The 25,719-nt window shown below is 40.5% G+C and carries 23 protein-coding genes; 2 read left to right on the forward strand and 21 right to left on the reverse strand.

Annotated features, from left to right (window positions below):
* Nucleotides 1-59 precede the first annotated feature (59 nt).
* The 10 genes from PHO71_RS00265 to rimP form a co-directional block, all read right to left on the reverse strand.
* Complete coding sequence (locus PHO71_RS00265; protein ID WP_300197195.1) at nt 60-383, reverse strand: heavy metal-binding domain-containing protein; 324 nt, start codon at nt 381-383, stop codon at nt 60-62.
* 484 nt (nt 384-867) lie between these two features.
* Complete coding sequence (locus tag PHO71_RS00270; RefSeq protein ID WP_300197198.1) at nt 868-2,079, reverse strand: aminotransferase class V-fold PLP-dependent enzyme; 1,212 nt, start codon at nt 2,077-2,079, stop codon at nt 868-870.
* A gap of 38 nt (nt 2,080-2,117) precedes the next feature.
* Entirely contained in the window at nt 2,118-3,461 is a 1,344-nt protein-coding gene (gene sufD / locus PHO71_RS00275; protein WP_300197201.1) for a Fe-S cluster assembly protein SufD, read from the reverse strand.
* 12 nt (nt 3,462-3,473) lie between these two features.
* Complete coding sequence (locus PHO71_RS00280) at nt 3,474-3,914, reverse strand: GxxExxY protein (protein WP_367279868.1); 441 nt, start codon at nt 3,912-3,914, stop codon at nt 3,474-3,476.
* Between the two features lie 54 nt (nt 3,915-3,968).
* Nucleotides 3,969-4,721: a Fe-S cluster assembly ATPase SufC gene (gene sufC, locus PHO71_RS00285; protein WP_300197203.1), complete on the reverse strand. Its 753-nt coding sequence runs from the start codon at nt 4,719-4,721 to the stop codon at nt 3,969-3,971.
* A 14-nt stretch (nt 4,722-4,735) separates the two neighbouring features.
* On the reverse strand, nt 4,736-6,238 hold the full coding sequence (gene sufB, locus PHO71_RS00290) for a Fe-S cluster assembly protein SufB (RefSeq protein WP_300197206.1): 1,503 nt from the start codon (nt 6,236-6,238) through the stop codon (nt 4,736-4,738).
* The gene (locus tag PHO71_RS00295) at nt 6,219-6,746 is read right to left on the reverse strand and encodes a CvpA family protein (RefSeq protein WP_300197209.1); all 528 of its coding nucleotides are present in this window, start codon (nt 6,744-6,746) and stop codon (nt 6,219-6,221) included. Before PHO71_RS00295 ends, sufB begins: the two co-directional genes overlap by 20 nt.
* A 112-nt stretch (nt 6,747-6,858) precedes the next feature.
* Nucleotides 6,859-9,975 (reverse strand): translation initiation factor IF-2, encoded by a 3,117-nt coding sequence (gene infB / locus PHO71_RS00300; protein WP_300197212.1) that lies wholly within the window; start codon nt 9,973-9,975, stop codon nt 6,859-6,861.
* A gap of 111 nt (nt 9,976-10,086) precedes the next feature.
* Entirely contained in the window at nt 10,087-11,361 is a 1,275-nt protein-coding gene (gene nusA, locus PHO71_RS00305; RefSeq protein ID WP_300197215.1) for a transcription termination factor NusA, read from the reverse strand.
* Between the two features lie 2 nt (nt 11,362-11,363).
* The gene (gene rimP / locus PHO71_RS00310; RefSeq protein ID WP_300197219.1) at nt 11,364-11,831 is read right to left on the reverse strand and encodes a ribosome assembly cofactor RimP; all 468 of its coding nucleotides are present in this window, start codon (nt 11,829-11,831) and stop codon (nt 11,364-11,366) included.
* 172 nt (nt 11,832-12,003) lie between these two features.
* On the opposite strand from rimP, the gene PHO71_RS00315 reads away from it, so the two are divergent.
* Nucleotides 12,004-12,399 carry a hypothetical protein gene (locus PHO71_RS00315; RefSeq protein ID WP_300197222.1) on the forward strand — a complete coding sequence of 132 codons (396 nt, stop codon included), beginning with the start codon at nt 12,004-12,006 and terminating at the stop codon, nt 12,397-12,399.
* A 116-nt stretch (nt 12,400-12,515) separates the two neighbouring features.
* Here PHO71_RS00315 and PHO71_RS00320 read toward each other — a convergent pair whose 3' ends face one another.
* Together PHO71_RS00320 and PHO71_RS00325 are read right to left on the reverse strand one after the other, a co-directional pair.
* The gene (locus PHO71_RS00320) at nt 12,516-13,418 is read right to left on the reverse strand and encodes a HEPN domain-containing protein (protein ID WP_300197224.1); all 903 of its coding nucleotides are present in this window, start codon (nt 13,416-13,418) and stop codon (nt 12,516-12,518) included.
* A 150-nt stretch (nt 13,419-13,568) separates the two neighbouring features.
* Entirely contained in the window at nt 13,569-14,267 is a 699-nt protein-coding gene (locus tag PHO71_RS00325; RefSeq protein ID WP_300197938.1) for a SprT family zinc-dependent metalloprotease, read from the reverse strand.
* A 234-nt stretch (nt 14,268-14,501) separates the two neighbouring features.
* Here PHO71_RS00325 and PHO71_RS00330 point away from each other — a divergent pair, with 234 nt between their 5' ends.
* Complete coding sequence (locus PHO71_RS00330) at nt 14,502-14,684, forward strand: DNA-binding protein (protein ID WP_300197227.1); 183 nt, start codon at nt 14,502-14,504, stop codon at nt 14,682-14,684.
* 375 nt (nt 14,685-15,059) lie between these two features.
* On the opposite strand, the gene PHO71_RS00335 is transcribed toward PHO71_RS00330, so the two are convergent.
* The 9 genes from PHO71_RS00335 to PHO71_RS00375 all read right to left on the reverse strand — a co-directional run bounded on the left by PHO71_RS00335 (nt 15,060) and on the right by PHO71_RS00375 (nt 25,719).
* Nucleotides 15,060-15,536 (reverse strand): hypothetical protein, encoded by a 477-nt coding sequence (locus tag PHO71_RS00335; protein ID WP_300197230.1) that lies wholly within the window; start codon nt 15,534-15,536, stop codon nt 15,060-15,062.
* A complete protein-coding gene (locus PHO71_RS00340; protein ID WP_300197233.1) occupies nt 15,526-16,035 on the reverse strand; it encodes a sigma-70 family RNA polymerase sigma factor in 510 nt (169 codons plus the stop codon). The genes PHO71_RS00335 and PHO71_RS00340 overlap by 11 nt, the downstream gene beginning before the upstream one ends.
* Nucleotides 16,036-16,096: 61 nt before the next feature.
* The gene (argB, locus tag PHO71_RS00345; protein WP_300197236.1) at nt 16,097-16,870 is read right to left on the reverse strand and encodes an acetylglutamate kinase; all 774 of its coding nucleotides are present in this window, start codon (nt 16,868-16,870) and stop codon (nt 16,097-16,099) included.
* A gap of 103 nt (nt 16,871-16,973) precedes the next feature.
* Complete coding sequence (gene speA, locus PHO71_RS00350; RefSeq protein WP_300197239.1) at nt 16,974-18,866, reverse strand: biosynthetic arginine decarboxylase; 1,893 nt, start codon at nt 18,864-18,866, stop codon at nt 16,974-16,976.
* Nucleotides 18,867-18,936: 70 nt separating this feature from the next.
* The gene (locus PHO71_RS00355) at nt 18,937-20,007 is read right to left on the reverse strand and encodes a hypothetical protein (RefSeq protein ID WP_300197241.1); all 1,071 of its coding nucleotides are present in this window, start codon (nt 20,005-20,007) and stop codon (nt 18,937-18,939) included.
* Nucleotides 20,008-20,018: 11 nt separating this feature from the next.
* Nucleotides 20,019-21,785: an HSP90 family protein gene (locus PHO71_RS00360; RefSeq protein ID WP_300197245.1), complete on the reverse strand. Its 1,767-nt coding sequence runs from the start codon at nt 21,783-21,785 to the stop codon at nt 20,019-20,021.
* Between the two features lie 8 nt (nt 21,786-21,793).
* Nucleotides 21,794-24,289, reverse strand: coding sequence for a hypothetical protein (locus tag PHO71_RS00365; protein WP_300197248.1), 2,496 nt, complete (start codon nt 24,287-24,289; stop codon nt 21,794-21,796).
* A gap of 157 nt (nt 24,290-24,446) precedes the next feature.
* Nucleotides 24,447-24,974, reverse strand: coding sequence for a shikimate kinase (locus PHO71_RS00370; RefSeq protein WP_300197251.1), 528 nt, complete (start codon nt 24,972-24,974; stop codon nt 24,447-24,449).
* A 142-nt stretch (nt 24,975-25,116) separates the two neighbouring features.
* Nucleotides 25,117-25,719 carry a nitroreductase family protein gene (locus PHO71_RS00375; RefSeq protein ID WP_300197254.1) on the reverse strand — a complete coding sequence of 201 codons (603 nt, stop codon included), beginning with the start codon at nt 25,717-25,719 and terminating at the stop codon, nt 25,117-25,119.

A 25,719-nucleotide genomic window follows, 5' to 3' on the forward strand; every position in this document is an offset into this window, starting at 1 on the left:
AAAATAAAGGATTGTACCTCGCCGGCACAACCCTTCATCGCAGTCATACAATAAAATAATTAATCTTCAATCCTTACGGCTGTGCCGTTTGCAGTTACCATTAGCATACTGCCACTACCACCTATTGTTTCATAATCCAAATCGACACCAATTACAGCATTAGCTCCTAATTGTGCCGCTTGTGCCTGCATCTCCCGCAAGGCTGTTTCTTTTGCTTCACGTAATACTTCTTCATATGCACCGGAACGTCCGCCTACAATATCACGAATGCTTGCAAGCAAGTCGCGGAATACATTAGCACCGATAATCGTTTCTCCGGATACAATGCCATAATACTGAACTATTCTTTTTCCCTCGATAATGGGAGTTGTTGTTACTAACATACTTACTCTTTTTTTAAAATTATTATTTCAACTATCAACTGTTGCTTTATTATTAGACGTACCACTACTTAAAAAGGTTGCAGCCATACCGCATTTTTTTTTGCGATATAGCTGCAATAAAGTTGAGAGAGAGTTTTATAATAAGCGTGATCTCACGACCAACTTAATATGCCTAAGAATAATTGTACTTCTATTAGACGAAGGAAACTTCAAATTGCTGCATCCAAAAGAATCTTTTTTAGTTAAAGAATAAAAAAGAGCTGCCCGAAAAGTCTGTAAGCCCTACCAATCTGTCATTTTAAACCAAATAAAGAATCTCTTCTTTGATATATTCCAAAGGAGCTTCTTCGACAAGCTCAAGATGACAGAGCAAAATGGTAGTATACAATCACTTTTCGGACAGCCTCTCAATGGCTTTTAGAACATTTGACAGCTTAAGAATCCGCGTTTATTTGCATCATCCGCGTCTAACTCTCAGTTATCTTTAGAACATTTGACGGACCCGGTCAATCCCTGCCACCAATGTATCTATTTCTTTTTTCGTATTGTAAAAAGCAAAAGAAGCACGAACAGTACCTTCAATGCCAAGACGTTGCATCAACGGTTGTGCGCAGTGATGTCCCGTACGAACGGCAATTCCCAAACGGTCCAGCAAAGTTCCCAGATCGAAATGATGAATATCACCCACAAGGAATGAAATAACAGCTCCCCTTTCAACCGCCTCACCGAAAATACGCATATCGGGAATCTCTTTCAATTGCTTTAAGGCATATGCTGTGAGGTCATGTTCATAAGCTGCTATCTGATCCAAACCAATACCATTCACATAATCAATTGCTTTTGCCAATCCGGTAGTACCGATATAATCCGGTGTACCGGCTTCGAACTTGAAAGGCAATTCATTGAAGGTTGTTTTTTCAAAGGAGACATATTGAATCATCTCCCCTCCTCCCTGATAAGGAGGCAAACGGTCCAGCCACTCTTCTTTTCCATAAAGTACTCCCACCCCTGTCGGTCCATATATTTTATGACCGGAGAATACAAGGAAATCAGCATCCAGTTCCTGCACATCTACCTTCATGTGAGGGATAGACTGAGCTGCATCTACCAGAAAAGGCACTCCATGTTCATGAGCGATTTTAATCATCTCCTTCACGGGATTTACAGTGCCTAATACATTTGATACTTGCATCACACTGACAATCTTAGTGCGGTCAGAGAACAACTTTTCATATTCATCCAGCAGTAATTCACCTCTATCATTCATCGGAATGACTTTGATGGCAATTCCTTTACGGGCCGCCAACAATTGCCAGGGAACAATATTGCTATGATGTTCCATTACCGAAATAATGACCTCGTCACCTTCCTGCATAAACTCATCGCCAAAACTGGAGACTAGCAAATTAATGCTTTCCGTCGTTCCCCGTGTAAAGATGACCTCATTCGTACTGCGGGCATTGATAAACTGGCGTACGGTTTCACGGGAAGCCTCATGCAATTCCGTTGCCTGTTGAGATAGATAGTGCACACCGCGATGTACATTGGCATTAACCGAATAATATTCATCCACCAACGAGTCAATCACCAAGCGAGGTTTCTGAGTGGTCGCAGCATTATCTAAGTAAACCAACGGTTTACCATAAACGGTACGGCTCAATATCGGAAAGTCTTCGCGTATCTTTTGAATATCCATGAGTTTTTATTATTAAAGATTAGTGTTACGTGCAATCCTTATTTACAGATGGCACAACCTTGGCACTTGTTCAATTCGCCCCTGAATCGTTTCTCTACCAATAAGTGCAAACGATCTTTAAGCGCATCCAACCGAATTGTATCGATAACTTCATTGACAAATGCAAACATCAGCAACAAACGGGCTTCTTTTTCTGCAATTCCACGAGTACGCATATAGAATAGGGCATTTTCATCCAACTGTCCTACCGTTGCCCCATGCGAGCATTTCACATCATCTGCATAGATTTCAAGTTGCGGTTGGGTGTACATACGCGCATCACGCGTAGCACATAAGTTACGGTTTGTCTGCTGTGAATTTGTATGCTGAGCATCCGGACGAACCAGTATCAATCCGGCAAAAGCACCGACGGACTGATCATCAAGTACATACTTGAATAATTCATTGCTGGTGCAATTGGGCACTGCATGGTCAATTGACGTATTGTTGTCTATATGTTGATTCTTATCAGCAATTGCCATACCGCAAAGATTGACTTCGGCTCCTTCACCAGCCAATACAACTTCGGTTGTATTACGGGTCGTACCGTTATGAAGGGTCATTCCATTCAACAAGACATTACTATTTGCATCTTGTTTCACGTATAGATTGCTGATACGCACTGTACTTGTATGAGTCTCTTCCAGTTCGTACATATCAAACACTGAGTTCTCTCCGGCAAATACCTCGATGACCTGAGTTGCCAGGAATTTTACACTATCCATCGCATGATCACAGATCAATAAACGGGCTTGTGCCCCTTCTTCCAGAATAACGAGTACCCGGCGATTGACCATGAAGTTCACATCCCCACGAAGGATATTTACGAGTTGGATAGGTTTCTCAACTACCACATTCTTCGGTACGTAGAAAATAACACCATCTTGTGCAAAAGTTGTATTGAAAGCAGTCACACCATCTTTGGAAGTATCCGCCAATTTTCCATAGTACTTCTTCACGAGTTCAGGCTGCTGTTCCGCCACTTCTTTTAAGCTACCGAATATCACACCTTCAGGTAAATTTCCTTTAGGAAGGGCTTGATTATAAAACGCATCATTCACCACGAAATATAAGGCAGTACTCATATTCGGCACATCGCACTTGAATACTTCATACGGGTTCACCGGAATAGCCAACCGATTCAAGTTCAAGCCAAAGTCCGGTTCAAAATACTTGCTGACATCGGTATATTTATATTTCTCCACCTTACGGTTCGGAAACCCCAGACGCTCAAAATCAGCAAAAGCATCAGTACGAGGTACATTCAGCACTTCAGCACTATGTTTGCAGATCATCGCTTCCGTCTGAGAGAATAGATCTATGTATTGTTGTTCTACAGTCATAACTTATTGTTTTTACTTTTTAGACGCAGATAATGCGGATAACGCGGATTTTTCATATTCTTCTTTTATATGTTCTCTATAATAGTGAGAAAATACTTTTCTTTGAAACTCAGGCTTAGGACCAAAATTCAATAATAGTCCTACTTCAAGAGTTGTAGCCTTCAGATAATTAACAAGTTGTATTTCATGTGCTTCCGTCAATTGACTGACTGCTTTTAATTCCAAAATCACAGAATCAAATGCAATAATGTCAGCTTCATAATAGCCTACAACCTCTTTTTTATAATAGACATTTATTTTAGGATGAGCCACACAAGGTATCTCTCGTAACATCAATTCTTTATAAAGTGCATTCTGATATACATTCTCAAGAAACCCATATCCTAATTCATTATACACATCATAAAAAGCCTTTATAATTACATTCGTCTTATCAACCTGCGTTAAACCCATTATATTTTATTTAATAAAAAGATCCGCGTCATCCGTGTCATCCGCGTCTAAAAATTATTCTCCTAATTCTTTCTTAATCCAATCATACCCCTTTTCCTCCAGTTCCAGCGCAAGCTCCGGTCCGGCAGTTTTTACGATACGACCTTTATAAAGCACATGGACGATATCAGGCTTAATGTAATCCAACAAACGTTGATAGTGTGTGATAACAATCGTGCTTGTTTCAGGAGTCTTCAATTTATTGACTCCCTCTGCCACAATACGAAGAGCATCAATATCAAGACCAGAGTCCGTTTCATCAAGAATACTCAACCGTGGTTCCAACATTGCCATTTGGAATATTTCATTCCGTTTCTTCTCTCCACCGGAGAAACCTTCATTCACCGAACGGTTAGCCAATTTATTGTCCAGTTCTACCACAGCACGCTTTTCGCGCATCAGCTTCAGAAACTCGCTGGCAGTCAATGCCGGCAGCCCCTTATACTTACGCTGTTCATTCACAGCCGCACGCATAAAGTTCACCATACTTACTCCCGGAATCTCTACCGGATATTGGAAACTAAGAAAAATACCTTCGTGACTACGGTCTTCAGGACTTAACTCCAGCAAATTCTTGCCATCAAAAGTAATAGAACCTTTCGTCACTTCAAAAGCAGGATTGCCTACCAGAACGGAAGAAAGAGTACTCTTACCTGAACCATTCGGTCCCATAATTGCATGTATCTCGCCCGGTCCTACTGTCAGGTTGATACCTTTCAATATCTCTTTGCCATTAATGCTGGCATGCAGATCTTTTATTTCTAACATAATCACTTTTATTTTTATCCTACACTTCCTTCCAACGAGATAGTGAGCAACTTCTGTGCTTCTACTGCAAACTCCATTGGAAGCTTATTCAATACTTCTTTCGCATATCCGTTCACAATCAGACCTATCGCATCTTCTGTAGGGATACCACGCTGATTGCAATAGAAAATCTGGTCTTCACTAATCTTACTAGTCGTGGCTTCATGCTCTACCACTGCTGTCTCATTATGAATGTCCATATAGGGGAATGTATGTGCACCGCACTTATCTCCCAGCAATAAGGAGTCACATTGGCTATAATTACGGGCATTATCCGCTTTCTCTGCCACACGGACTAATCCGCGGTAAGAGTTTTCACTCCGTCCTGCTGAGATTCCTTTGCTTACGATTGTACTACGGGTATTCTTACCCAAATGGATCATTTTCGTACCTGTATCCGCTTGTTGATAATTGTTTGTCACAGCCACGGAATAAAACTCTGCTGTCGAATTATCACCTGTCAGGATACAAGAAGGATATTTCCAGGTAATTGCCGAACCGGTTTCAACCTGAGTCCAGGATAATTTACTGTCCACTCCTTTACAGTTGCCACGCTTCGTCACAAAGTTATAGACACCGCCTTTGCCTTCCGTATCACCCGGATACCAGTTCTGTACAGTACTGTATTTTACTTCGGCACGATCGTGTACCACAATCTCTACAATAGCAGCGTGCAATTGGTTCTCGTCACGCATCGGAGCCGTACAACCTTCCAGATAAGAAACATATGAATCGTCATCCGCTACAATCAATGTACGTTCAAACTGTCCGGTATTAGCAGCATTGATACGGAAATAAGTGGAAAGTTCCATCGGGCATCGAACTCCTTTCGGAATATAAACGAAGGAGCCGTCGGAGAATACAGCCGAATTTAGTGCAGCAAAGAAATTATCCCGGTAACCAACTACCGAGCCAAGGTATTTCTTTACCAAGTCCGGATGCTCACGTACAGCCTCGCTGAAGGAGCAAAAAATAATTCCTTTCTCCATCAAAGTCTCCTTGAATGTAGTCTTTACGGAAACAGAATCCATAACAGCATCCACTGCCATTCCACTCAACGCCATCTGCTCTTCCAAAGGAATGCCCAGTTTATTGAATGTCTTTATCAGTTCAGGATCTACCTCATCCATACTTTTCGGTCCTTCTTTTTTCTTTGTCGGATCAGCATAATACGAAATAGCCTGATAATCAATTTCAGGAATACGGAGATGTGCCCATGTAGGCATCTCCAGTGTCAGCCAATGCTGATAGGCTTTCAGCCGGTATTCCAACAACCACTCCGGTTCGTTCTTCTTCGATGAAATGAGACGAATAACGTCCTCATTGAGTCCACGCTCAATAATTTCGGTATGTACCTCCGTGGTAAAACCATATTTGTACTTTTCTTCCGCAAACTTACGGACAAACTCATTATCAGTCTTATTCTTTTCGAGCTCGTCCTTTTCGTTGGGATTCTTCTTATTGGGTTCTTGTTGCATCTTTATTCTCTAATATATATTGTTGCGTCATATTCTTAGCAGCAGGAAAAAATATTCCTGCAAACGTTTCCATAGGATAATATAACAACGATTCTCTCTTTTTTGTTGCACTAATTAACTTATTATCGCTATCAATAAACTCTATCACACAGATCACAAGACTTGTTATGAGGAGGAATTTTACTGCTCCCAAGCCACTTCCTAACCAACGGTTCAACCAACCTAACGAGATGGCTTCCATTGCTTTGGTCAGCAAAGATGCCACCAGTGTAAAAATCAATGGGACAGCAATCCAAATCATTACAAAAGCCAATACCTGTGCTACAGTCATGGACTCTGTCAGTGCAGGACAAAGCTTCTCCGCCAATGTTGCATACAAAGCTTTTGCAGCCAGCAAACCGGCTATCAATCCCAGAATAGAAGCCAACTGCCGGATAAAACCTTTCATAAAGCCGACCACCACACCGGCACCTATTATAATCAGGATAATAATATCAATTGTTGTCACATTCCTACCTTATTAAAATCACTTAGGCACGGATTTCACAGATTACACGGATTTGTAAAAGAACCGTGAGATCCGCGTAATCCGTGCCTAAATATGGATTCAGCACTTATTATTATAAAGTCTGTTTCACTTCTATTTCTTCAAATGTTTCAATCATATCGCCCACTTTCATATCATTGCAGTTCACCAGGCTGATACCGCACTCGAAGTTTGTACCAACGTCCTTCACATCGTCTTTGAAACGTTTCAGTGCATTGATATTTCCGGTAAAGATTACGATACCATCGCGAATCAAGCGAGCCTTGTCGCTTCTCTTCACCTTTCCGGTCTTTACAACTGCGCCGGCAACCAATCCCACCTTGGTGATATTGAACACCTCGCGGATTTCGATCGTAGCAGTGATTTGTTCCTTCACTTCCGGAGCCAACATACCTTCCATAGCAGCCTTCACTTCTTCGATTGCATCGTAGATGACAGAATACTTACGGATATCAACACCTTCCTGCTCTGCCAACTTAGCAGCCGCAGTTGAAGGACGTACCTGGAATCCGACCATAATTGCATCCGAAGCAGCAGCCAACGACACATCCGATTCGGAGATTGCTCCCACGCCCTTATGGATCACATTTACTTGAATCTGTTCAGTAGACAATTTGATCAATGAGTCGCTCAATGCTTCTACTGAACCATCCACATCACCCTTAACGATAATATTCAATTCCTGGAAGTTACCCAAAGCAATACGACGACCCAACTCATCCAGTGTAAGAATCTTCTGTGTACGCAAGCCTTGTTCACGCGCCAACTGTTCACGCTTGTTGGTAATCTCACGAGCCTCTTGGTCACTTGCCACCACATGGAAGGTATCACCTGCTGCCGGGGCACCATTCAATCCCAGAACCAATGCCGGTTCAGAAGGTTTTGCTTCCTTGATGCGTTGATTACGCTCATTGAACATTGCCTTCACACGACCATAGCTGGTTCCTGCCAATACAATATCACCGACTTTCAAAGTACCGTTAGATACCAATACTGTAGCTACATAACCACGACCCTTATCCAATGAAGACTCAACAATAGAACCTGTTGCATTACGGTTAGGATTTGCCTTCAGATCAAGCATTTCTGCTTCCAGCAATACCTTCTCCATCAAGTTCTCCACTCCAGTACCTTTCTTGGCCGAAATATCTTGTGACTGGTATTTTCCTCCCCACTCTTCCACAAGGAAGTTCATAGCAGCCAGTTCTTCTTTAATCTTATCCGGATTTGCAGCAGGTTTATCAACCTTATTGATTGCAAATACAATAGGTACACCTGCAGCCATTGCATGATTGATAGCCTCCTTAGTTTGTGGCATCACATTATCATCGGCAGCTACAATGATGATCGCAATATCCGTTACTTTTGCACCACGAGCACGCATTGCCGTAAATGCTTCGTGACCCGGAGTATCCAGGAATGTAATACGACGTCCGTCTTCCAACTTCACATTATAAGCACCGATATGCTGTGTAATACCTCCGGCTTCACCGGCAATTACATTCGCTTTACGAATATAGTCAAGCAATGAAGTCTTACCGTGGTCTACGTGTCCCATTACCGTTACAATCGGTGCACGCGGTAATAAATCTTCCAGAGCATCTTCTTCTTCTACAATAGCCTGTGCAACTTCTGCACTTACGTATTCGGTCTTGAACCCGAATTCTTCTGCCACAAGGTTAATAGTTTCAGCATCCAGACGCTGGTTAATAGATACCATCATACCAATACTCATACAAGTAGCAATAATCTGGTTCACAGAAACATCCATCATCGTTGCCAACTCATTAGCCGTAACGAACTCAGTCAGTTTCAATACCTTGCTTTCTGCCATTTCTTGATCTTCCAACTCTTGCATACGGTTGGAAGCTATTTCACGTTTTTCCTTACGGTATTTGGACGTCTTGTTCTTGCCTTTGGTTGTCAGACGAGCCAGCGTTTCTTTTACCTGCTTTGCTACATCCTCTTCACTAACCTCTTGCTTGATAACCGGCTTTTTGAAGCGTTCTTTATTATTATTGTTCTTCTTATTGTTATTGCCTTGAGCATTTCCGTTGCCTCCTTTGCTACCCGGAGTATTCAGCTTCGGACTTGCAAAGTTGGAAGTAGCTAAGTTATTGACGTCTACTTTCTCCTTATTAATACGATTCCGTTTCTTCTTGTTATTCGCGGAGTTCTCAGCATTATCTTTCGGACCCACTTTAGGCTGTACCTTACTATCATCTTTACGGATTTCCTTGATGATAGCTTCTTTCATCAACTTCTTCTGGTCCTGGCGGATCTTCTCTTTTTCTTCACGTTCACGACGTTTCTCTTCCTTCGATTTCTTCTTAGGACGAGTCGATTGATTCAAAGCAGCCAAGTCTATCTGACCGATTACGTTGATCTTAGCACCCAGTTCCGGTTGCCGAATCTTATAGACTTCGTCTTCTTTCGGAGCATTTTCTTCAATCTGCTCTTCTTTTACCGGAGTTACATCCACTGTCTTTTCTTCTTTACGCTCTTCTGCCTTCACAGGTGTAACTTCAACCTTCGGCTCTTCTTTTTTCACTTCTTCCACTGCTTTCTTTTCTTCAACTTCTACCGGTTTTGGTGCTACTACAGGTTCCGGTGCTACCACCGGTTTAACGGGAGCAGGAGCAGGCGTAACAGGAGCGGGAGCAGGCGTAACAGGAGCGGGAGCAGGTGTAACTTCCACCTTGGGTTCTTCCTTTTTCACTTCAGGCTGAACTACAGGTTGTTCTACCACTACTTTCTTCGGTTCCACTTTCTTCGGTTCCGCTTTCTTTTCCGGTTCCGCTTTCTTTTCCGGTTCTTTTTCTACCTTCCGACCGCTTAAATTATTCAAATCTATTTTTCCGACAGGTTTAAACTTCGGACGTGCATCCTCAGGTACGACTGTCTTGATCACATCTTCCGACTTCGGTTTCTCCGGCTGCTTCTCGAAGCCATCAATAGATACCGATGCCTTATTACGATCCTTATTCTGACGTTCCTGAATGAAACGCTCCGATTCAATTCTAAGGTTCTTATCTGTACTAAACTCTTTTACGAGTATAGCGTACTGCTCCTCACTAATTTTTGTATTAGGATTAGCCTCAACGGTGAACCCTTTCTTCTGCAGGAACTCAACTACCGTCGCGATTCCCACATTCAAATCTCTTGTAACTTTGTTTAACCTTATCGTCATATTTTAAATTTAATGAATAAATGGAGCTTTAAGAAGTTGAATAGTGATAGATGATAGATGACAGTTACTATGCAGCATATAACGCTGCAGCTAACTATCATCTATCAACTATCAACTTTCAACTACACTATCTTCTTCAAACTCCGATTTCAAAATGCGTATTACCTCGTCCACTGTCTCTTCTTCCAAATCCGTTTTTTCAATCAACATCTCACGAGGTGCACTCAACACAGCCTTTGCCGTATCAATGCCAATCGCTTTGATTGCATCAATCACCCATCCGTCAATTTCATCTCTAAACTCATCCAGATAGATATCTTCATCCTGCACACTCTGATCCAACTCACGGAATACATCGATGGTGTACTCAGTTAACATACTGGCCAGTTTGATATTCAAACCGCCTTTACCAATAGCCAACGATACTTCTTCCGGCTTAAGAAACACCTCTGCTTTCTTCTCTTCCTCATTCAGACGGATAGAAGAAATCTTTGCCGGGCTTAAAGAACGCTGAATAAACAATGAAATATTCGATGTATAATTAATTACGTCGATATTTTCATTGCGAAGCTCACGAACAATGCCATGAATACGACTACCCTTTACACCTACGCAGGCTCCTACGGGGTCAATTCTGTCATCGTAAGATTCTACCGCAATCTTGGCACGTTCACCTGGGATGCGGGCAATCTTCTTAATAGTAATCAAACCATCATTGATTTCGGGTACTTCCATTTCAAACAAACGCTGCAAGAAAACGGGAGAAGTACGTGACAAGATAATCTTCGGATTATTATTCTTATTGTCTACGCGAGCAACAACTGCACGGGCCGTTTCTCCTTTACGATAGAAATCGCTCGGAATCTGTTCAACCTTGGGCAATAGCAGTTCATTTCCTTCATCGTCAAGAAGCAGCATCTCTTTTTTCCAGATCTGATATACTTCTGCATTGATGATTGTACCTATCTTATCAATATATTTGTTATAAATACTGTCTTTCTCTAATTCCAGAATCTTAGAAGCCAATGTCTGGCGAAGATTTAGGATAGCACGACGACCAAACTTAGCAAAAATAACTTCGTCAGTTACTTCTTCACCCGCTTCATATGAGGCATCAATTTTTTGTGCTTCTGTCAGCGAAATCTGCATATTAGGGTTTGTCAAGTCTTCATCGGCCACAACTTCACGGTTACGCCATATCTCGAAATCACCTTTATCGGGATTCACGATCACGTCATAATTTTCATCGGTGCCAAACATTTTCGCGATCACACTACGGAACGACTCTTCAAGGACGCTGACCATAGTGGTTCTATCGATATTCTTTAATTCTTTAAATTCCGAAAATGTATCAATCAAACTGATTGTTTCTTCTTTTTTGGCCATAACTATTTAAAGCTAATTAAGTATTTAGTATATTTTATTTGCTCATAAGTGAAGGTTTCGTCCTCTTCTACCAGTTTCGGACGTTTTACTCCTTCGGATTTTATTTTCTTCTGAATGCCTACCGTAAATTTCTCCTCATCGGCTCCTTTCAGTACGCCGCTCAGTTTACGTCCGTCTTTAGTCATTACTTCCACCTCTTGTCCGATATGGATATAATACTGTTGCAGAACTTTAAAAGGTTGTCCGATACCGGCCGAACCTACTTCCAGTTCATAATCTTCCTCTTCACGGTTCAGTTTCGATTCTATAAAGCGGCTAAGCTCCACACAATCTTCAATCCAAACGCCTTCTGCATGGTCTATTTCGACCACGATTTTGTCATCTGGGCTCACAGTCACCTCTACCAAAAAGTAGTCTTTTTCTTCTAACCACTCTTCAACAATCTGACAAACAGTTTTCTTTTCTATCATTTATTCGCTATTAAGAACAAAAAAAGGAGCTTAATTGCCCCTCCACCTTTCATCCGTTTCCGGTTGCAAAGATATAAATAATATGTTCGACTACAAAACATTAAAGAAAAAAAGTATGAATTAACTATACGAACTTCGTATCTTTACACCGCAATTAAAAAAAACAGCAGTTATGGCACATCATTTAAACACTAATAAACAGTTTATGGTTGGCAACGGAATTTTGGCTTTTGGAGTCATCTTTGTCGTTGTTATTTTCGTTTATATGAGTATGAGACTCCAACAAAAGAAAGAAAGTGAACGTCACTTCATCGAAACTTATTCAATTACCCTGGTGAAAGGATTCGTTGGTGATTCTATCTCTTTGCTTATCAATGACAGCCTGATTTCCTCCAAAGCAATAACAGACGAACCATATACAATTGAAGTAGGGCGTTTTGCCGAACAGAGTGCTTTGATGATTGTAGACAATCAAACAGAACTTGTTTCAGTATTCGATCTTAGCGAAAATGGCGGTTCCTACCGATTTGAAAAAGAAAAAGATGGAGTTAAACAATTAGCTAAATAAAGATAAGAATGGATTCGCACGATCAATACATACGTGTATCAAAACTCGGAAAAGTATATTATTTTGTCATCCAGAAGAGTTCATAACGAAGAGTTCCACTCCTTATTTTGTTTTAGCTAGGCTTCTTCCTGTGCGATTAACTCATCATAAGAAGCTATTTTTTCGGTACAAATACGGAATGTTATCTCTTTGAGTATTTCGATTCGTTCAAGCATATAGGCATATTCTTCTTTATTTACAATAAAATCTTTATTGTAACGAGCTTCAATATATGCACGACAAAGTAAATTAAAACATCGCTTTTCAAAATCGGTATTCAAAGGAAATACTACTGCCAATTCTCTTGAATACTCTTTGATTAGGCTACCCAATTCATTCAACTTATGACTCTTAGAGCGGTAGTTTGTAAAAACAAGGCTGATAGAGTTGTAAAAGCGTTCACATGCTTGATGAAGTAAAAAAGAACCTGTTACATAATTCCCGTCATCATAAGCATTATAACCATATTTTAGATACTGATTTGCATGAGGGTAGTGTGTTTCAAACTCATCAACGGCAAACTTTTCAATCTCTTTAAACGACAGTTCGCAAGGTTTAGCCAATTTAAACTCTCCGTTGTCATATATCTTAATACCCTCTTTCACTATATCCGTAAAGAAATACTGACTGCGTTCGAGGGCTTTATTAAGTGTATCAGCATACTCTACAATGAATTGGGGAGAAGCATGGCGACGATGAGCAAAAGTATTATGATATTTGGACGTAACTTTATCTCTCAGCCTATCTTCTACATGCTTTACGTTTGGCTTTGAAATGACCACCATAATATCTAAATCGCTCTGGTATGAGGTATGTACACCAAACTCAACTCTCTCATCCCATAAAACATAACCGCCACGGGCATAACTACCATATAGTATAATCATATCGCACCACGACACATGGCGCTTGATAAGCTCCCGTAAGGTATTTAACTCCTCCTGAGTTCGTTTTGGTAAATGCTTTATTGACCACTTCATACGCTCTTATATCTATTTGATCACAAAGTTAATACAAATATTTGGTATTTATTGAGATATACTTCATTTCTATCTTCTTTATCCCGTGGTTTTGTTCCTCCCGTAGTTTCACTCCGATGAATGGTCTGTATGGCACTTGTGTTTCAATGTTTATATATACGTCCGATATCCCCTAAGTTCATTCCGCAAAGCCGTTGCATTACCATTAGTGAATTGATTCAGCAATCCCCAGAAACGTTCGCTATGATTCATTTCACGGGTATGACATAATTCATGCAAAAGTACATAATCGATCAAATGAGAAGGCAATAAAACCAGATAGTATGACAGATTTATATCCTTTCGCACCGAGCAACTTCCCCATCGCCCCTGGCTTGAATTTATTTTCACACTGCCATAAGGAAAACCGTATTTTTTAGATAAATGTTCCAGACGGGGAGGAAGAATAATTTTTGCATTTTTTCTCAACGATTCTTCAATCACTTTATGCAGCCAATTCTGCAACCCTTCATCTGCAAAGACAGCTTGCGGAGGACAAACAATCTGCATATATCCTAATTTAGAATTAGCCATAAACTGCTCCTTCTCACCGGTAACTAAAGAGAGTTTGAAAAACTCGGCATCGATACGATAATTTAAATCTATTAACGGACGCATCAACTTCTGGCGAGAAACCCGCAGTTTGCTACGTAAATTTTCAATGGCACGTTCAACTTCCTTTATTGTCGTACCGGGAGGAACTGAAACATAAACAGCATCACTTTTTGCACGGAATACCAGACTTCTGGCACGTGGATTAACACGTACCACCAAGACACCCAATTCATCATCTTCTATTATCGTCTCCATCATACACCTCTGAACAACGATGCAAAAATAGCAAATAAAAGAAGGGGATTAATAAAAAAGCTCTCTAAAGTCGCCATTCTTTAGAAAGAATACCATAAACATATCTTTCATTCATTCTTTTCACCAAAAAGTTCCAAATCCAATCCCATTTACTGAGCAGCAAGACCAAGCATCCAAATATGGAAACTCTTTACCCAAAGTGAATTCCTAAAAGAGTATTTTGCCGAACATACAATGATGACTCGTCATGACTTCCAGGAAATTTGCAATTTGGCATCTACCACTGCCAAAGTACACCTTGTCCGGCTGCGTAAAGATAGGAAACTGATCAACGTAGGATTGCGCAATCAATTGATATATATGCCGGTACCGGGTTATTATGGAGTATCGAAAGACGAAGAACATCCCAAATGGTGAGGGATATGAATGAGTAAGAAGGAACATTTTATCTTCTTTTTTCAACGGAACTAGTAGATATATTGCAGTTTATATTCCGGTGAAGAAGGTGAAGAGTGAATGAATGAACTTGTTGAAATATGAATCGTCTTAATAATATAACATCAAAATCATTATTATGAAAGTAAGTACATTAGCAACATTATTAACCAAAAAGCTACATAAGCAGGACTGGAAACAGACAATACAAAAGGGCTACTGCATCACGCGGTAGCCCATTTATTTAGTTAGTTTTATTATAAAAATTTGAGAGAATTGAAAACTTCACAGTTTCGCTTTCGTTGTTGTTTTAATTAAGCACACTAACTATATTATATTTAAAGCAAATGAAAATTTCTATTCTTTCATAACTTTCACCTTATTGATCTTCGCAAGGCTATCAGCCAATACTTGATCTGCTTTCGCGTCATTTGAGAAAGCGACTGAAGGTGTAGTTACTTGTTTACCAATGGTATCTGCTGCCAACACTCTACCGTCATCACCGGAGAATGAATGCTGTGCTACATTTCCTAAGGAAAGGATAATGGCTATCACAGCAGCAGCTTTGAACAAAGGGACGAAACGGCCGACTAAAGTCAAGCGTTTAGCTTTTACTACCGGAGTTTCAACCTGTGACAGAATACGGATATCAAAGTCGTCGCCCAACCCTACTTCCTGCTGAACCTGCTGATAAACAAACAAGTTCTTATAGGGAAGCAAATGAGCAGGTACTTCCTCTTTTGAAAAGAAGTCGCGTAACTGGAATTCCTCTTCTACGGAAGTTTCACATTGCCAGTATCGCTCTAAAAGCTGTTCTATATTTTTATAGTCCATATTCGTCAATTTCTAAATACCTTTGTTTTACTTTTTGCCTGGCTCTGAAAAGATTCACTTTCACTTGTTCCTCTGTCAGATTCAGAAGGGTTGCAATTTTGTTATAGCTTTCACCTTCAATGTCCCTCAGTTGCATGATAAGCCTCTGTTTCTCGGGAAGTTCGTTTACCAGTCGATTAATAATGTTCATTTTCTCTTCATGAATCAACTGATCATACGGACCGTTTGCATCAGGTTCTTCCTCCATCTCCGGGGTGAGTGCTACATTTTGAGCTTCTCTTTTTTGACTACGATCTATCGCCAGATTCTTTGCCACTATCAGGCAATAGGCTTCAACCGAATCAAACTGAGACCACTCATCACGCTTGCCCCACACTCTTATCATGGTGTCCTGAACGATATCCTCGGCTTCTGCCCTATCCAGAGTTATTCTGAGAGCCAATCTAAAGAGTTTATCTTTCAGCGGCAAAATATCATTTCGGAAGCTGATTTCTTGCATCTCTATAATAATGACGGGCTAGAATATGAAAAGTTACAGGTGCCCACTACTTTTTTTTGAATTATTTTTTAATTCTAGTTCCTTTGTTCTCGTTAATTGCTGATGATAAGGTAATTACCACTTCCGATACACCTGCATTAATAGCCTCAAAAGAATTTTCTAACTTTGGAATCATACCGCCTTGGATAACGCCATCGGCAACGTATTGTTCAAATTCTGAACGAGTAATCTGAGGAATCACACTATCATCATCATTCTCATCACGCAGTACTCCTTGTTTCTCAAAACAATAAACCAACGTCACATCAAACAGGGCTGATAATGCTTTAGCAGTTTCTCCGGCAATAGTATCTGCATTGGTATTCAACATATTGCCATGACCATCATGCGTCAATGGTGCCATTACCGGCACTACACCCTTATGGATCAAATCTGATAATAACGAAGCGTCTACTTTCTCAACGTCACCTACAAAACCGTAATCCACATCTTTCACCGGGCGTTTTACCGACCGGATTACGTTCATATCTGCTCCGGTCAGTCCGAGAGCATTCATTCCAAGTGCTTGCAAACGGGCTACAATATTCTTGTTTACCAATCCGCCGTATACCATTGTCACAACTTTGAGCGTTTCCTCGTCTGTGATCCGGCGGCCATTAAGCATTTTACTTTCGATGCCCAATTGGGCAGCAATCTTCGTAGCCGAACGACCACCACCATGAACTAATACTTTATGCCCAGCAATGCCAGCAAAATTGTCCAACAACTGACAAAGGGTAGATTCTTCTTCTACGATTTTACCACCTACTTTAATGACTGTTAGTTTCTCTCTCATATTCAATTCTTAATTTTAGGCACGAATTACACGGATTTCACGGTGTCGTCGGCATAATGCAATATACTAAAACCGTGAAATCTGCGAAATCCGTGCCTAATTATTATTCCAAATAAGTATATCCGTAAAGTCCCGAACGATAATTAGAAAGGAATTCTTTTCCTTCTTCCAGAGAGATCTTGCCTTCTTTGACAGACTTTGTTACCCATGTTTCAAGAGTACGTACCAACTTCTTCGGATTATATTGCACATAGTCCAATACTTCTGCTACCGTTTCACCATCAATGATCTGTTCGATGTTGTACCCTTTTTCATTGACCGAAACATGCACTGCATTCGTATCACCGAACAAATTGTGCATATCTCCCAGAATCTCCTGATAAGCACCCACCAAAAAGACAGCGAGATAATAAGGTTCTGATTTTTTCAGAGAATGAACCGGCATATAATGTGCCACATTACGGGTAGAAACAAAATTAGCAATTTTACCATCAGAGTCACAGGTTATGTCCTGCAATGTAGCGGAACGTTCGGGTTTTTCATCCAACCGCTGAATTGGCATGATCGGGAATATCTGATCAATTGCCCAAGAGTCCGGAAGAGATTGAAACAACGAGAAATTACAGAAATATTTATCAGCCAACAGCTTAGACAATCCCCGGAATTCATCCGGTGCATGTTTCAAGCCCTCAGCAATCTGATTGATCTCCCGTGTTATCGACCAATATAAACGTTCAATTTGTGCACGGGTCTTTAAATCTACAATTCCATGACTGAACAGATCAAGTGCTTCCTCACGAATCTGCTGAGCATCATGCCATGCTTCCAGCATTTTATTTTGATTTAATGTATCCCAAATGTTATATAGTTCTTGCACCAACTCATGAGCATCTTCTGCGATCACTTCCTCATCATCCCATTCGGGTAAAGTAGCCGTTTCCAACACCTCAAAGATAAGCACAGAGTGATGTGCAGTCAATGCCCGTCCACTTTCTGTTATAATATTCGGATGCGGAATGTTATTTTTATCGCTGACATCTACTATGGTAGAAATAGAGTCATTCACATACTCCTGAATAGAATAATTCACACTACCGCCGTTGTCAGACGAACGGGTTCCGTCATAATCTACCCCAAGTCCACCACCGATATCTACAAATTCTACTTTAAACCCCATTGCGTGAAGTTGCACATAGAATTGAGAGGCTTCACGCAAGGCAGTTTTAATGCGACGTATCTTAGTAATCTGGCTACCGATATGGAAATGAATCAATTTGAGACAATCCTTCAAACCTTTGTTCTCCATATAATCAAGTGCTTCAAGAAGCTCACTGGAAGTTAAGCCGAACTTACTGGCATCGCCTCCGGACTCTTCCCATTTTCCACTGCCTGAAGAAGCCAGCTTAATACGAATGCCAATATTTGGCAGCACATTCAATTGCTTCGCCATCTTGGCAATCAATTTCAGTTCATTCATTTTCTCTACTACCAAGAAAATACGCTTTCCCATCTTCTGAGCAAGCAGGGCTAACTCAATATAGCTTTCGTCTTTATAACCGTTGCAGACGATCAATGAGTCAGAGTCCGTATTGACGGCAATCACAGCATGTAATTCCGGTTTGGAACCGGCCTCCAGTCCGAGATTGAATTTCTTTCCGTGGCTGATAATTTCTTCTACCACAGGACGCATCTGGTTTACCTTAATCGGATAGATGATAAAGTTTTCGGCTTTATAATCGTATTCTTCCGCCGCTTGCTTAAAGCAGGAAGACATTTTCTCAATACGGTTGTCAAGAATATCCGGAAAACGCACCAGCATAGGGGCGGTCACATCACGTAGTTGCAGTTCATCGACCAACTCTTTCAGATCGACAGCTACTCCGTCTTTACGCGGTGTAACAACAACATGACCATTGTCATTAATACTAAAGTACGAAGTACCCCAACCTGTAATGTTGTAGAGTTCCTCAGAATCTTCAATACGCCACTTTCTCATTTTTCTGTTATTCAGTGTTTTTAGTAAATAATTGGATGGCAAAAATACAGATTTATCTACAGGCTGCCAATTAATTGGATATTATTTCTTTCAATCGGTCCATATATCCACTATTTGCATTACGAGCATCATACTGTGACGCTAATTCTTGTGCCTGACCATAAAAACAATCCCTTAATTCATTGACATTATATACTCCTTGCGGAGAATACAGCGGAAACTCCTCAGGCAAAGTCAAATTGACTTCCGGGCGAGTCTCGTATTTCAAAGCTTCCACCATATCGCATGAGAAGCGATATTTTTTTAAATGATTGGTATGCAGACTCCAACCGATACAGCGTTCGGCATATTCCCATCCTCTTTCAGGATTTGTCATGAAGTAATAGGCAATAAATAATCCCAAATAGAGCAACATATATTCATTCTTCTCCCTGCCTGTCAGCCCTTCTTCCGCGCGTGCACACATATCGGCAGCAATCTCCGGTTTCCCTGCTTTCTGGGCATAATAAGCGAGTTTAAGATAAGTACGCAGATTGGCTTCATAACAGGAAATCTGTTTGCTTATCAAGGGCTGTGCACGATTGTAAGCCTCTTCAAACTCACCTTTTTCAAGATAATAGTCCAACATAAAATTCAATTCACAAGCTTCACAGGACTGGTCGTCTATCTTTTCCGCCAACATTTTATCGATATATTGCTTGGCCGGACCGTACTGTCGCATTCTGGTGTATTCTACTGACCAACGGTGATAATAGCTCCGCAACGAATACCCATTCCTTAAAATGCGAGTCTTATAGTCTTCTCCTACAGCTTTAATCTGTTCCATAGGGATATCCGGCAAATCAAATGTACAAGCCCATATCCATTTATATTTCCACAGCAAATCATCTTCATTTATAATATCTTTATGATTCTCATAATCATCCAGAATTTTTGAAAAGACAGAGATTTCTTCCACATCAGCAGAAAGTAGATTCAATTCATAAATTAAGTCCAACCTCATTTCTACTGCCCATGCTACATCTTCGTTATCATCTGCAATCCGGATAGCTTCTTTCAACAAGTTTGCTTTTTCACGTGGATGCAAATTCTGGTTTTGTGCTTTCAAAAGCAATTTCTGTATTTCAAGAGTGTACCTCATCAATCCATTCTTCAATTTAGAAAGTTTATAAAATCATTCATTTTCGCAGTCATCAATTCACAAAGCGAATGGTTAAAAAGCTCCATTTCCTCACTGTTTACAGTATACTTGCCTTGAAAAAGAGATTGTACATATAATATATGCACTATCTGCCGGAACAGCTTATTATCATCCTGTATCTTCAATAGTGTCTGTACCATCTCATTATCAGCATTAAAGGTCAGAGTGGGTGGAAGTTGTTTTCCTGCATTAACTGCACCCAAGACCGCAGTCAAAGGGTTATTGGCAGATTTGGCGGTACTATCTTTCTCTTCAGTAACAAATATCACCGGAGTGTCTACCGGAGTGAAATGTCTGAGACAACAGATACACCCAAAACGTTTCAGCAATTCATTTGTTTTAGCCTCAAATGTCCGGTATTCCTTATTCGCTTCCACCTCACCGAACTGTTCCAACAATCGCGAAGGAGAAATCTCGTCCAACGTCAGCTCCGGATATAAGCGAACATATTTTTTTAGCAATGTTTCATCAAAGGTATAAGCTGCATTCACAACTAACCAGCCCTGCGCCCCTGCTATCCGCCGCACTTGTCGGAAGTCCTCCAGATTTCGTGTATAGTATATTACGTTACTAGCCGAACAGATATTCCCAAAGCTACGCATTCCCTTATTCGTCTCAAAAGGAAGATACTCCATAAAGAGACGGAGCAGTTCATTATCTTCTGAAGCAATGGCTTTAATATGGAAATGATGGACTTCCAACATTTTATTAAACATAGGACGGTCATTCTGAATCAATCCACGCAGATAATTTTTGATGGTTATTCCTATTTCTTTCCGGGCATCTTTTAAGACGTCGTTACTTACAAAAGATTCTCGTGAGGCTGTAGACAGTAATCCGTCCGCATTGATCAAACAACGGATGAAGAATGCCCATGATGGGAGAAGATTACAATCGTCTTCGCTCAATAACATCCGTTTGAGATATACCTTGTGAGAATTACGCACGGAAAACTGAGTCCGGAAAGGTAAGACATACAGTACTCCATCTACTTTTCCGCTTTCAGTATGGACACGAAACACATCTAAAGCAGATGACTGAAAGACTTTTGCACCATGATCAAGCAGTTCCTTACAGGTCGCTTTGGAATCTAGCCATATGGGATAAGGTGTATTTATCAACTCTTCTTCTGCCTGACGATGCAAATAAATAGGATAAGGCAATACTTCACCATAATTGATTAATATCTTTTTAAAGGTTTCGTATTCAAAAAGATGTGTCCACTCATTTTTAGGGTGCAAAATAACGCGTGAACCCATTGCAATACCTTCATCCGGAAGAGTCATTTGATACGTACCATCGACTTTACCACACCAGCAAACAGGTTTACCTCCCATTGCAGAATGGCTCTCTACCTTGATTTCGTTTGTTACAACAAAACAAGATAGCAGGCCAATGCCAAATCTTCCGATATAATCATCCGCATCAGGTGTATCACGTTTCGAACTCTCACCAATCACAGTGAGGAAACGGTATACTTCTTCTTCTTTCAGTCCGATACCATTATCCTGAAACACTGCTGTTCCATCTTCTTGAAGAAAAACATCAATACGTCCGTCATAATTCTCGTCAATATTGCGTAAAGCTGTAATAGCATCGACACAATTTTGCAGCAGTTCACGGACAAAAGTATTCGGATTGCTGTAAATATGTTCTGACAACAGAGCAATCATTCCTTTAAGATTGACCTGAAACAGATTATTTCCTTCTTTGTCCATACATTCTGTTATTTTCTTCTTCCGGTGATTTTAAGTGCATTTTCGTTTCCATTTTCAGCAGCCTTTTCAAACCACTCCATGGCAATCTCATCATTTTCCTCTACACCATTTCCTGTCAGATAAGCATTTCCTAATTCAAACTGTGCTTTATCAATATCATTTTCGGCCGCTTTCTGTAGCCATTGTATAGCTGCTTCGGGATCAGGAGTACATCCTTCACCATACATCATCATTTTACCCAGATAGTAAGCCGCAGGTATATTTTCATTTCCGGCCGCATCATTGAACCAGCGGTAAGCTTCCGCATAATTCTCCTTTACTCCTACTCCGTTATAATAGCAAAGTCCCGTACGATACATACTCGTTACATTTCCACTGTTTGCAGCCAATGTATAGTATTTAAATGCTTCCGTCTCATTATCTTCCACACCGATCCCCATCTCATAGCAAATGCCTATGCCTTCACTATACCACTCGCATTCTGCAGCCTTTTTGAAATAGCCAAAAGCTTTTTCCGATTCATTTAATTTATCGTAGTCATACAAATAATATTCACCCATTCGTATCATCGCTAAAGGCACTTCATTTTCAATAGCCTTTTCATACCACTCTACTGCTTGTTTGTTGTCTTCCAGACAAGGTCCATAACTAAATAGACAGTAATCTCCCATCTTGAACTGGGCATAACCGTAGTTCAAATCGGCCGCCCGTTTCATATATTCTACTGCCTTATTAGGATTTTCTTCCACACCACTCCCGCTCTCATAAGCAATTCCTAATTCTGTGAGGCAACGGAACTCTTCATTTTCTGCACCTTTGGTAAACCATTCAAGTGCTTTATCCATATCTTCTTTGGTGCCAAAGCCATTCTTGTAACAACGCCCCAAAGCAAAAACAGCATCAGGGTCACCAGCCTCGGCAGCTTTTAGATACCAGCCGAAAGCCTCTTCCGACTGCGGTTCACCGATAACTCCTTTTTCATGATAAAGACCGATACGATACATTGCATAAGGATATTCTTCGCGAGCAGCTTTATGAAATAGTTCAAAGGCTTTTTCATAACTCTTCTCTACACCATCACCGATCTCATATAAAAATGCAAGTTCTACCAACGCAAAACACACACCCATCTCAGCAGCTTTCTCATAATACCGTTTTGATTTCTCTGCATCTTTCACACCGGCATAACCATTAGCCAAATAAAGTGCCGCACGACAATATCCATCGGCACTCTCCAATGAGGCTGCCTTTTCATAATACTCCATCGCTTTTACATAATCCGGTTGTTCGGATAAAAAGCCATGTTCATACATCCATCCAAGACGATAAGCAGCATTTCCGGAACCTAATTCAACTGCTTTTTCCAACAATTTACCGGCACGGAAAACATCCTGCTCTACTAATTCACCATTGAAATAAACATTTGAAAGTCCCTCAATACCTTGAATATAACTGTCGTCCACACATCGCTCCATGCACATCAATCCGCGCTCTACATTTTTATATTCATCATTATAGAGATAAATCAACGCTAATTCATAGGTACTGTAGGACTCGCAATAAAGCATTCCTTTTTCCAACCACTCAATAGCTTTGGGCATATCCAGCCACTCTTCTTCCTGATAATTAAATCCTAAAAAATTAGCGGCAGACCATACTCCTGCGCGCCAGGCTTTTTCCCAAAGTTGGAAAGACAGTTCCTTCGGTTTACCCAATTCGGGATAGCGGAAATAAAGTGTTCCCAGATTTTTAAGAGAATATAGATTAGGAACAATTTCTAAAGACTTTTCGAAGTAAATGGCTTCTTGTGCAACACTCCCTTCCTCGCGGTCGAGCATATCACCTAAAGCAGCATATATATGCGCACACAAACGATGTCCTTCAGGAAGTTCGTCTAGCAATTCCTGACGCATATTCAAAGCTTTCTCCTTATTTCCTGTAAATTCTTCTACAAAAGCTCGGTAATATTTCCCCCAATAGATTGCTTCAGGCGATGAAAGGGCAGCAAAACGACGTTCTCCTTCTTTGCGATCTTGTTCGCAATAAAACCCCATATAAAGCCAATAGGCAACAGTAGCTTCCGCTTCCGCCCAACCCATAGCTGCTGCTTTCTCATAATAAGGAAACAAAAATTGCATATCGCGCCATCCATAACGTGCCTCGGAATACTGAGCACCTTTTTGTGACCAACCAGCCCCACTGAACTCTGCAACTCTATCACATACGTGCATTACTCTTCCCCACCAAAATGCATATTCCTCATTATTCAGGTCTACTTCCACATTACAGTCGTATGCGCTGAATATCAATACAAAAAAACTTTCGGTCAGTTTTTCATCCTCCCTTGTATCGAGGGCATACTCGCACACAGCAAGTGCTTCCCACCAATTTTCAGCATTGAGCAAAGAGGTAGTTGTATAGTTAGGAAACCACTCCGCAGCAGGTCTTCCTGATGTCTTTATCCGATTGGATAGTTCTTCGAATCTCTCTTGTACAGTTCTCATGATTATTCGTTTTATCTTACTTTATTAGTAATAACATACCACGGACAAAGAAGCCGCGTAACGAGTGCAAGTTACTAATATTGAATGAATGGACAAAAAAGAGAACAAAAAAAGAGAGTGGATAATTAAAAAATTATCTCAACTATTGCTTAACAGTCTATAATTCCAACAATTCCTGCAAATGTTTCACAGAAGATTCAATCTGGTCAAGGTCTTCCAACTTTTCGGCATTAAATATATACTGAGCTTGTGTATAAAATGGAGCTCTCTTCTCAAGTGCCTGAACAATAAATGTTTTCAATTCATCATCTTGTTTTCCTTGAAGAATAGGACGTTGCTGCTTAGCAACACGCAAACGTCGAAAAAGGACATCCGGATGAACATTAAGGAAGACAGTCTTTCCTGATCGATTCATAAACTCCATGTTATCGTAAAAGCAGGGAGCACCTCCACCTGTCGAAATAACCACGTTCTCAAATTCAGCCACTTCATGAAGCATATTTCTTTCCAACTCCCGGAATCCGGCTTCACCGCGTTCTATGAATAATTCTCCTACGGTTTTATGAAAACGCTCTTCGATATACCAGTCCAAATCAATGAATGATATATTTAGTTCACGGGCAAATGCCTTACCCAAAGTCGTTTTACCGGCACCCATATAGCCGGTCAGGAATATACGGACCATAAATGATTAATTTTGTGAGCAAAATTAATCATTTAAAGGATATTTGGATAGTGGATAATGAATAATTCTCTCCCCGAATGTAAAAAATTACTTTACCAAGCAATTCTTTTTACCATTATCCACACTCCACTAACAATATCAATTATCTAAATATTTTTACCCTTTCTTCTAACGGAAGGTATTCTTTTTCACCCGGTCGCTGAGTTGGAGTTCCAAATGGCATCTCTGCAATCAAATGCCAATTTTCGGGCAAATGCCAGGTACGACGTACTTCATCATCAATTAACGGATTATAATGTTGTAAAGATGCTCCCAGACCGGCATCTTCCAACATGGTCCAAATAACAAATTGATGCATCCCGGAAGTCTGTAACGACCATTCAGGAAATTTATCCTGATAAGCCGGAAAAGTATTCTGCAATTCTTTTACGATAAGCTGATCTTCAAAGAAAAGCACTGTCCCATACCCGCAAGCAAATGAATTATCTATCTTCTCTTCTGTCTTCACAAAAGCTTCTTGGGGCATAATCTTCTCCAATGTATCCTTCACAATTTGCCATAATTTCTTATGCGAATCACCCAGTAACAGTACTATTCGAGTCGTTTGGGAATTAAAAGCAGAAGGTACATTTCTTACTGTGGTATTAATGATACACTCTATTTCTTCATCCAAAATAGGTGACTGATTAGTGATTGAATAGTAAGTCCGACGATGTTTCAGGGCTTCACTAAAAGTTCTTTCCAT

It is taken from the genome of Bacteroides sp., assembly GCF_028690125.1.
Taxonomy (GTDB): domain Bacteria; phylum Bacteroidota; class Bacteroidia; order Bacteroidales; family Bacteroidaceae; genus Bacteroides.

Bases quoted from the DNA above. Each gene is read 5' to 3' on its own strand.
- PHO71_RS00265 (WP_300197195.1), bottom strand. From the start codon at position 383: ATGTTAGTAACAACAACTCCCATTATCGAGGGAAAAAGAATAGTTCAG.
- PHO71_RS00270 (WP_300197198.1), bottom strand. From the start codon at position 2,079: ATGGATATTCAAAAGATACGCGAAGACTTTCCGATATTGAGCCGTACC.
- sufD (WP_300197201.1), bottom strand. From the start codon at position 3,461: ATGACTGTAGAACAACAATACATAGATCTATTCTCTCAGACGGAAGCG.
- PHO71_RS00280 (WP_367279868.1), bottom strand. From the start codon at position 3,914: ATGGGTTTAACGCAGGTTGATAAGACGAATGTAATTATAAAGGCTTTT.
- sufC (WP_300197203.1), bottom strand. From the start codon at position 4,721: ATGTTAGAAATAAAAGATCTGCATGCCAGCATTAATGGCAAAGAGATA.
- sufB (WP_300197206.1), bottom strand. From the start codon at position 6,238: ATGCAACAAGAACCCAATAAGAAGAATCCCAACGAAAAGGACGAGCTC.
- infB (WP_300197212.1), bottom strand. From the start codon at position 9,975: ATGACGATAAGGTTAAACAAAGTTACAAGAGATTTGAATGTGGGAATC.
- nusA (WP_300197215.1), bottom strand. From the start codon at position 11,361: ATGGCCAAAAAAGAAGAAACAATCAGTTTGATTGATACATTTTCGGAA.
- rimP (WP_300197219.1), bottom strand. From the start codon at position 11,831: ATGATAGAAAAGAAAACTGTTTGTCAGATTGTTGAAGAGTGGTTAGAA.
- PHO71_RS00315 (WP_300197222.1), top strand. From the start codon at position 12,004: ATGGCACATCATTTAAACACTAATAAACAGTTTATGGTTGGCAACGGA.
- PHO71_RS00320 (WP_300197224.1), bottom strand. From the start codon at position 13,418: ATGAAGTGGTCAATAAAGCATTTACCAAAACGAACTCAGGAGGAGTTA.
- PHO71_RS00325 (WP_300197938.1), bottom strand. From the start codon at position 14,267: ATGGAGACGATAATAGAAGATGATGAATTGGGTGTCTTGGTGGTACGT.
- PHO71_RS00330 (WP_300197227.1), top strand. From the start codon at position 14,502: ATGATGACTCGTCATGACTTCCAGGAAATTTGCAATTTGGCATCTACC.
- PHO71_RS00335 (WP_300197230.1), bottom strand. From the start codon at position 15,536: ATGGACTATAAAAATATAGAACAGCTTTTAGAGCGATACTGGCAATGT.
- PHO71_RS00340 (WP_300197233.1), bottom strand. From the start codon at position 16,035: ATGCAAGAAATCAGCTTCCGAAATGATATTTTGCCGCTGAAAGATAAA.
- argB (WP_300197236.1), bottom strand. From the start codon at position 16,870: ATGAGAGAGAAACTAACAGTCATTAAAGTAGGTGGTAAAATCGTAGAA.
- speA (WP_300197239.1), bottom strand. From the start codon at position 18,866: ATGAGAAAGTGGCGTATTGAAGATTCTGAGGAACTCTACAACATTACA.
- PHO71_RS00355 (WP_300197241.1), bottom strand. From the start codon at position 20,007: ATGAGGTACACTCTTGAAATACAGAAATTGCTTTTGAAAGCACAAAAC.
- PHO71_RS00360 (WP_300197245.1), bottom strand. From the start codon at position 21,785: ATGGACAAAGAAGGAAATAATCTGTTTCAGGTCAATCTTAAAGGAATG.
- PHO71_RS00365 (WP_300197248.1), bottom strand. From the start codon at position 24,289: ATGAGAACTGTACAAGAGAGATTCGAAGAACTATCCAATCGGATAAAG.
- PHO71_RS00370 (WP_300197251.1), bottom strand. From the start codon at position 24,974: ATGGTCCGTATATTCCTGACCGGCTATATGGGTGCCGGTAAAACGACT.
- PHO71_RS00375 (WP_300197254.1), bottom strand. From the start codon at position 25,719: ATGGAAAGAACTTTTAGTGAAGCCCTGAAACATCGTCGGACTTACTAT.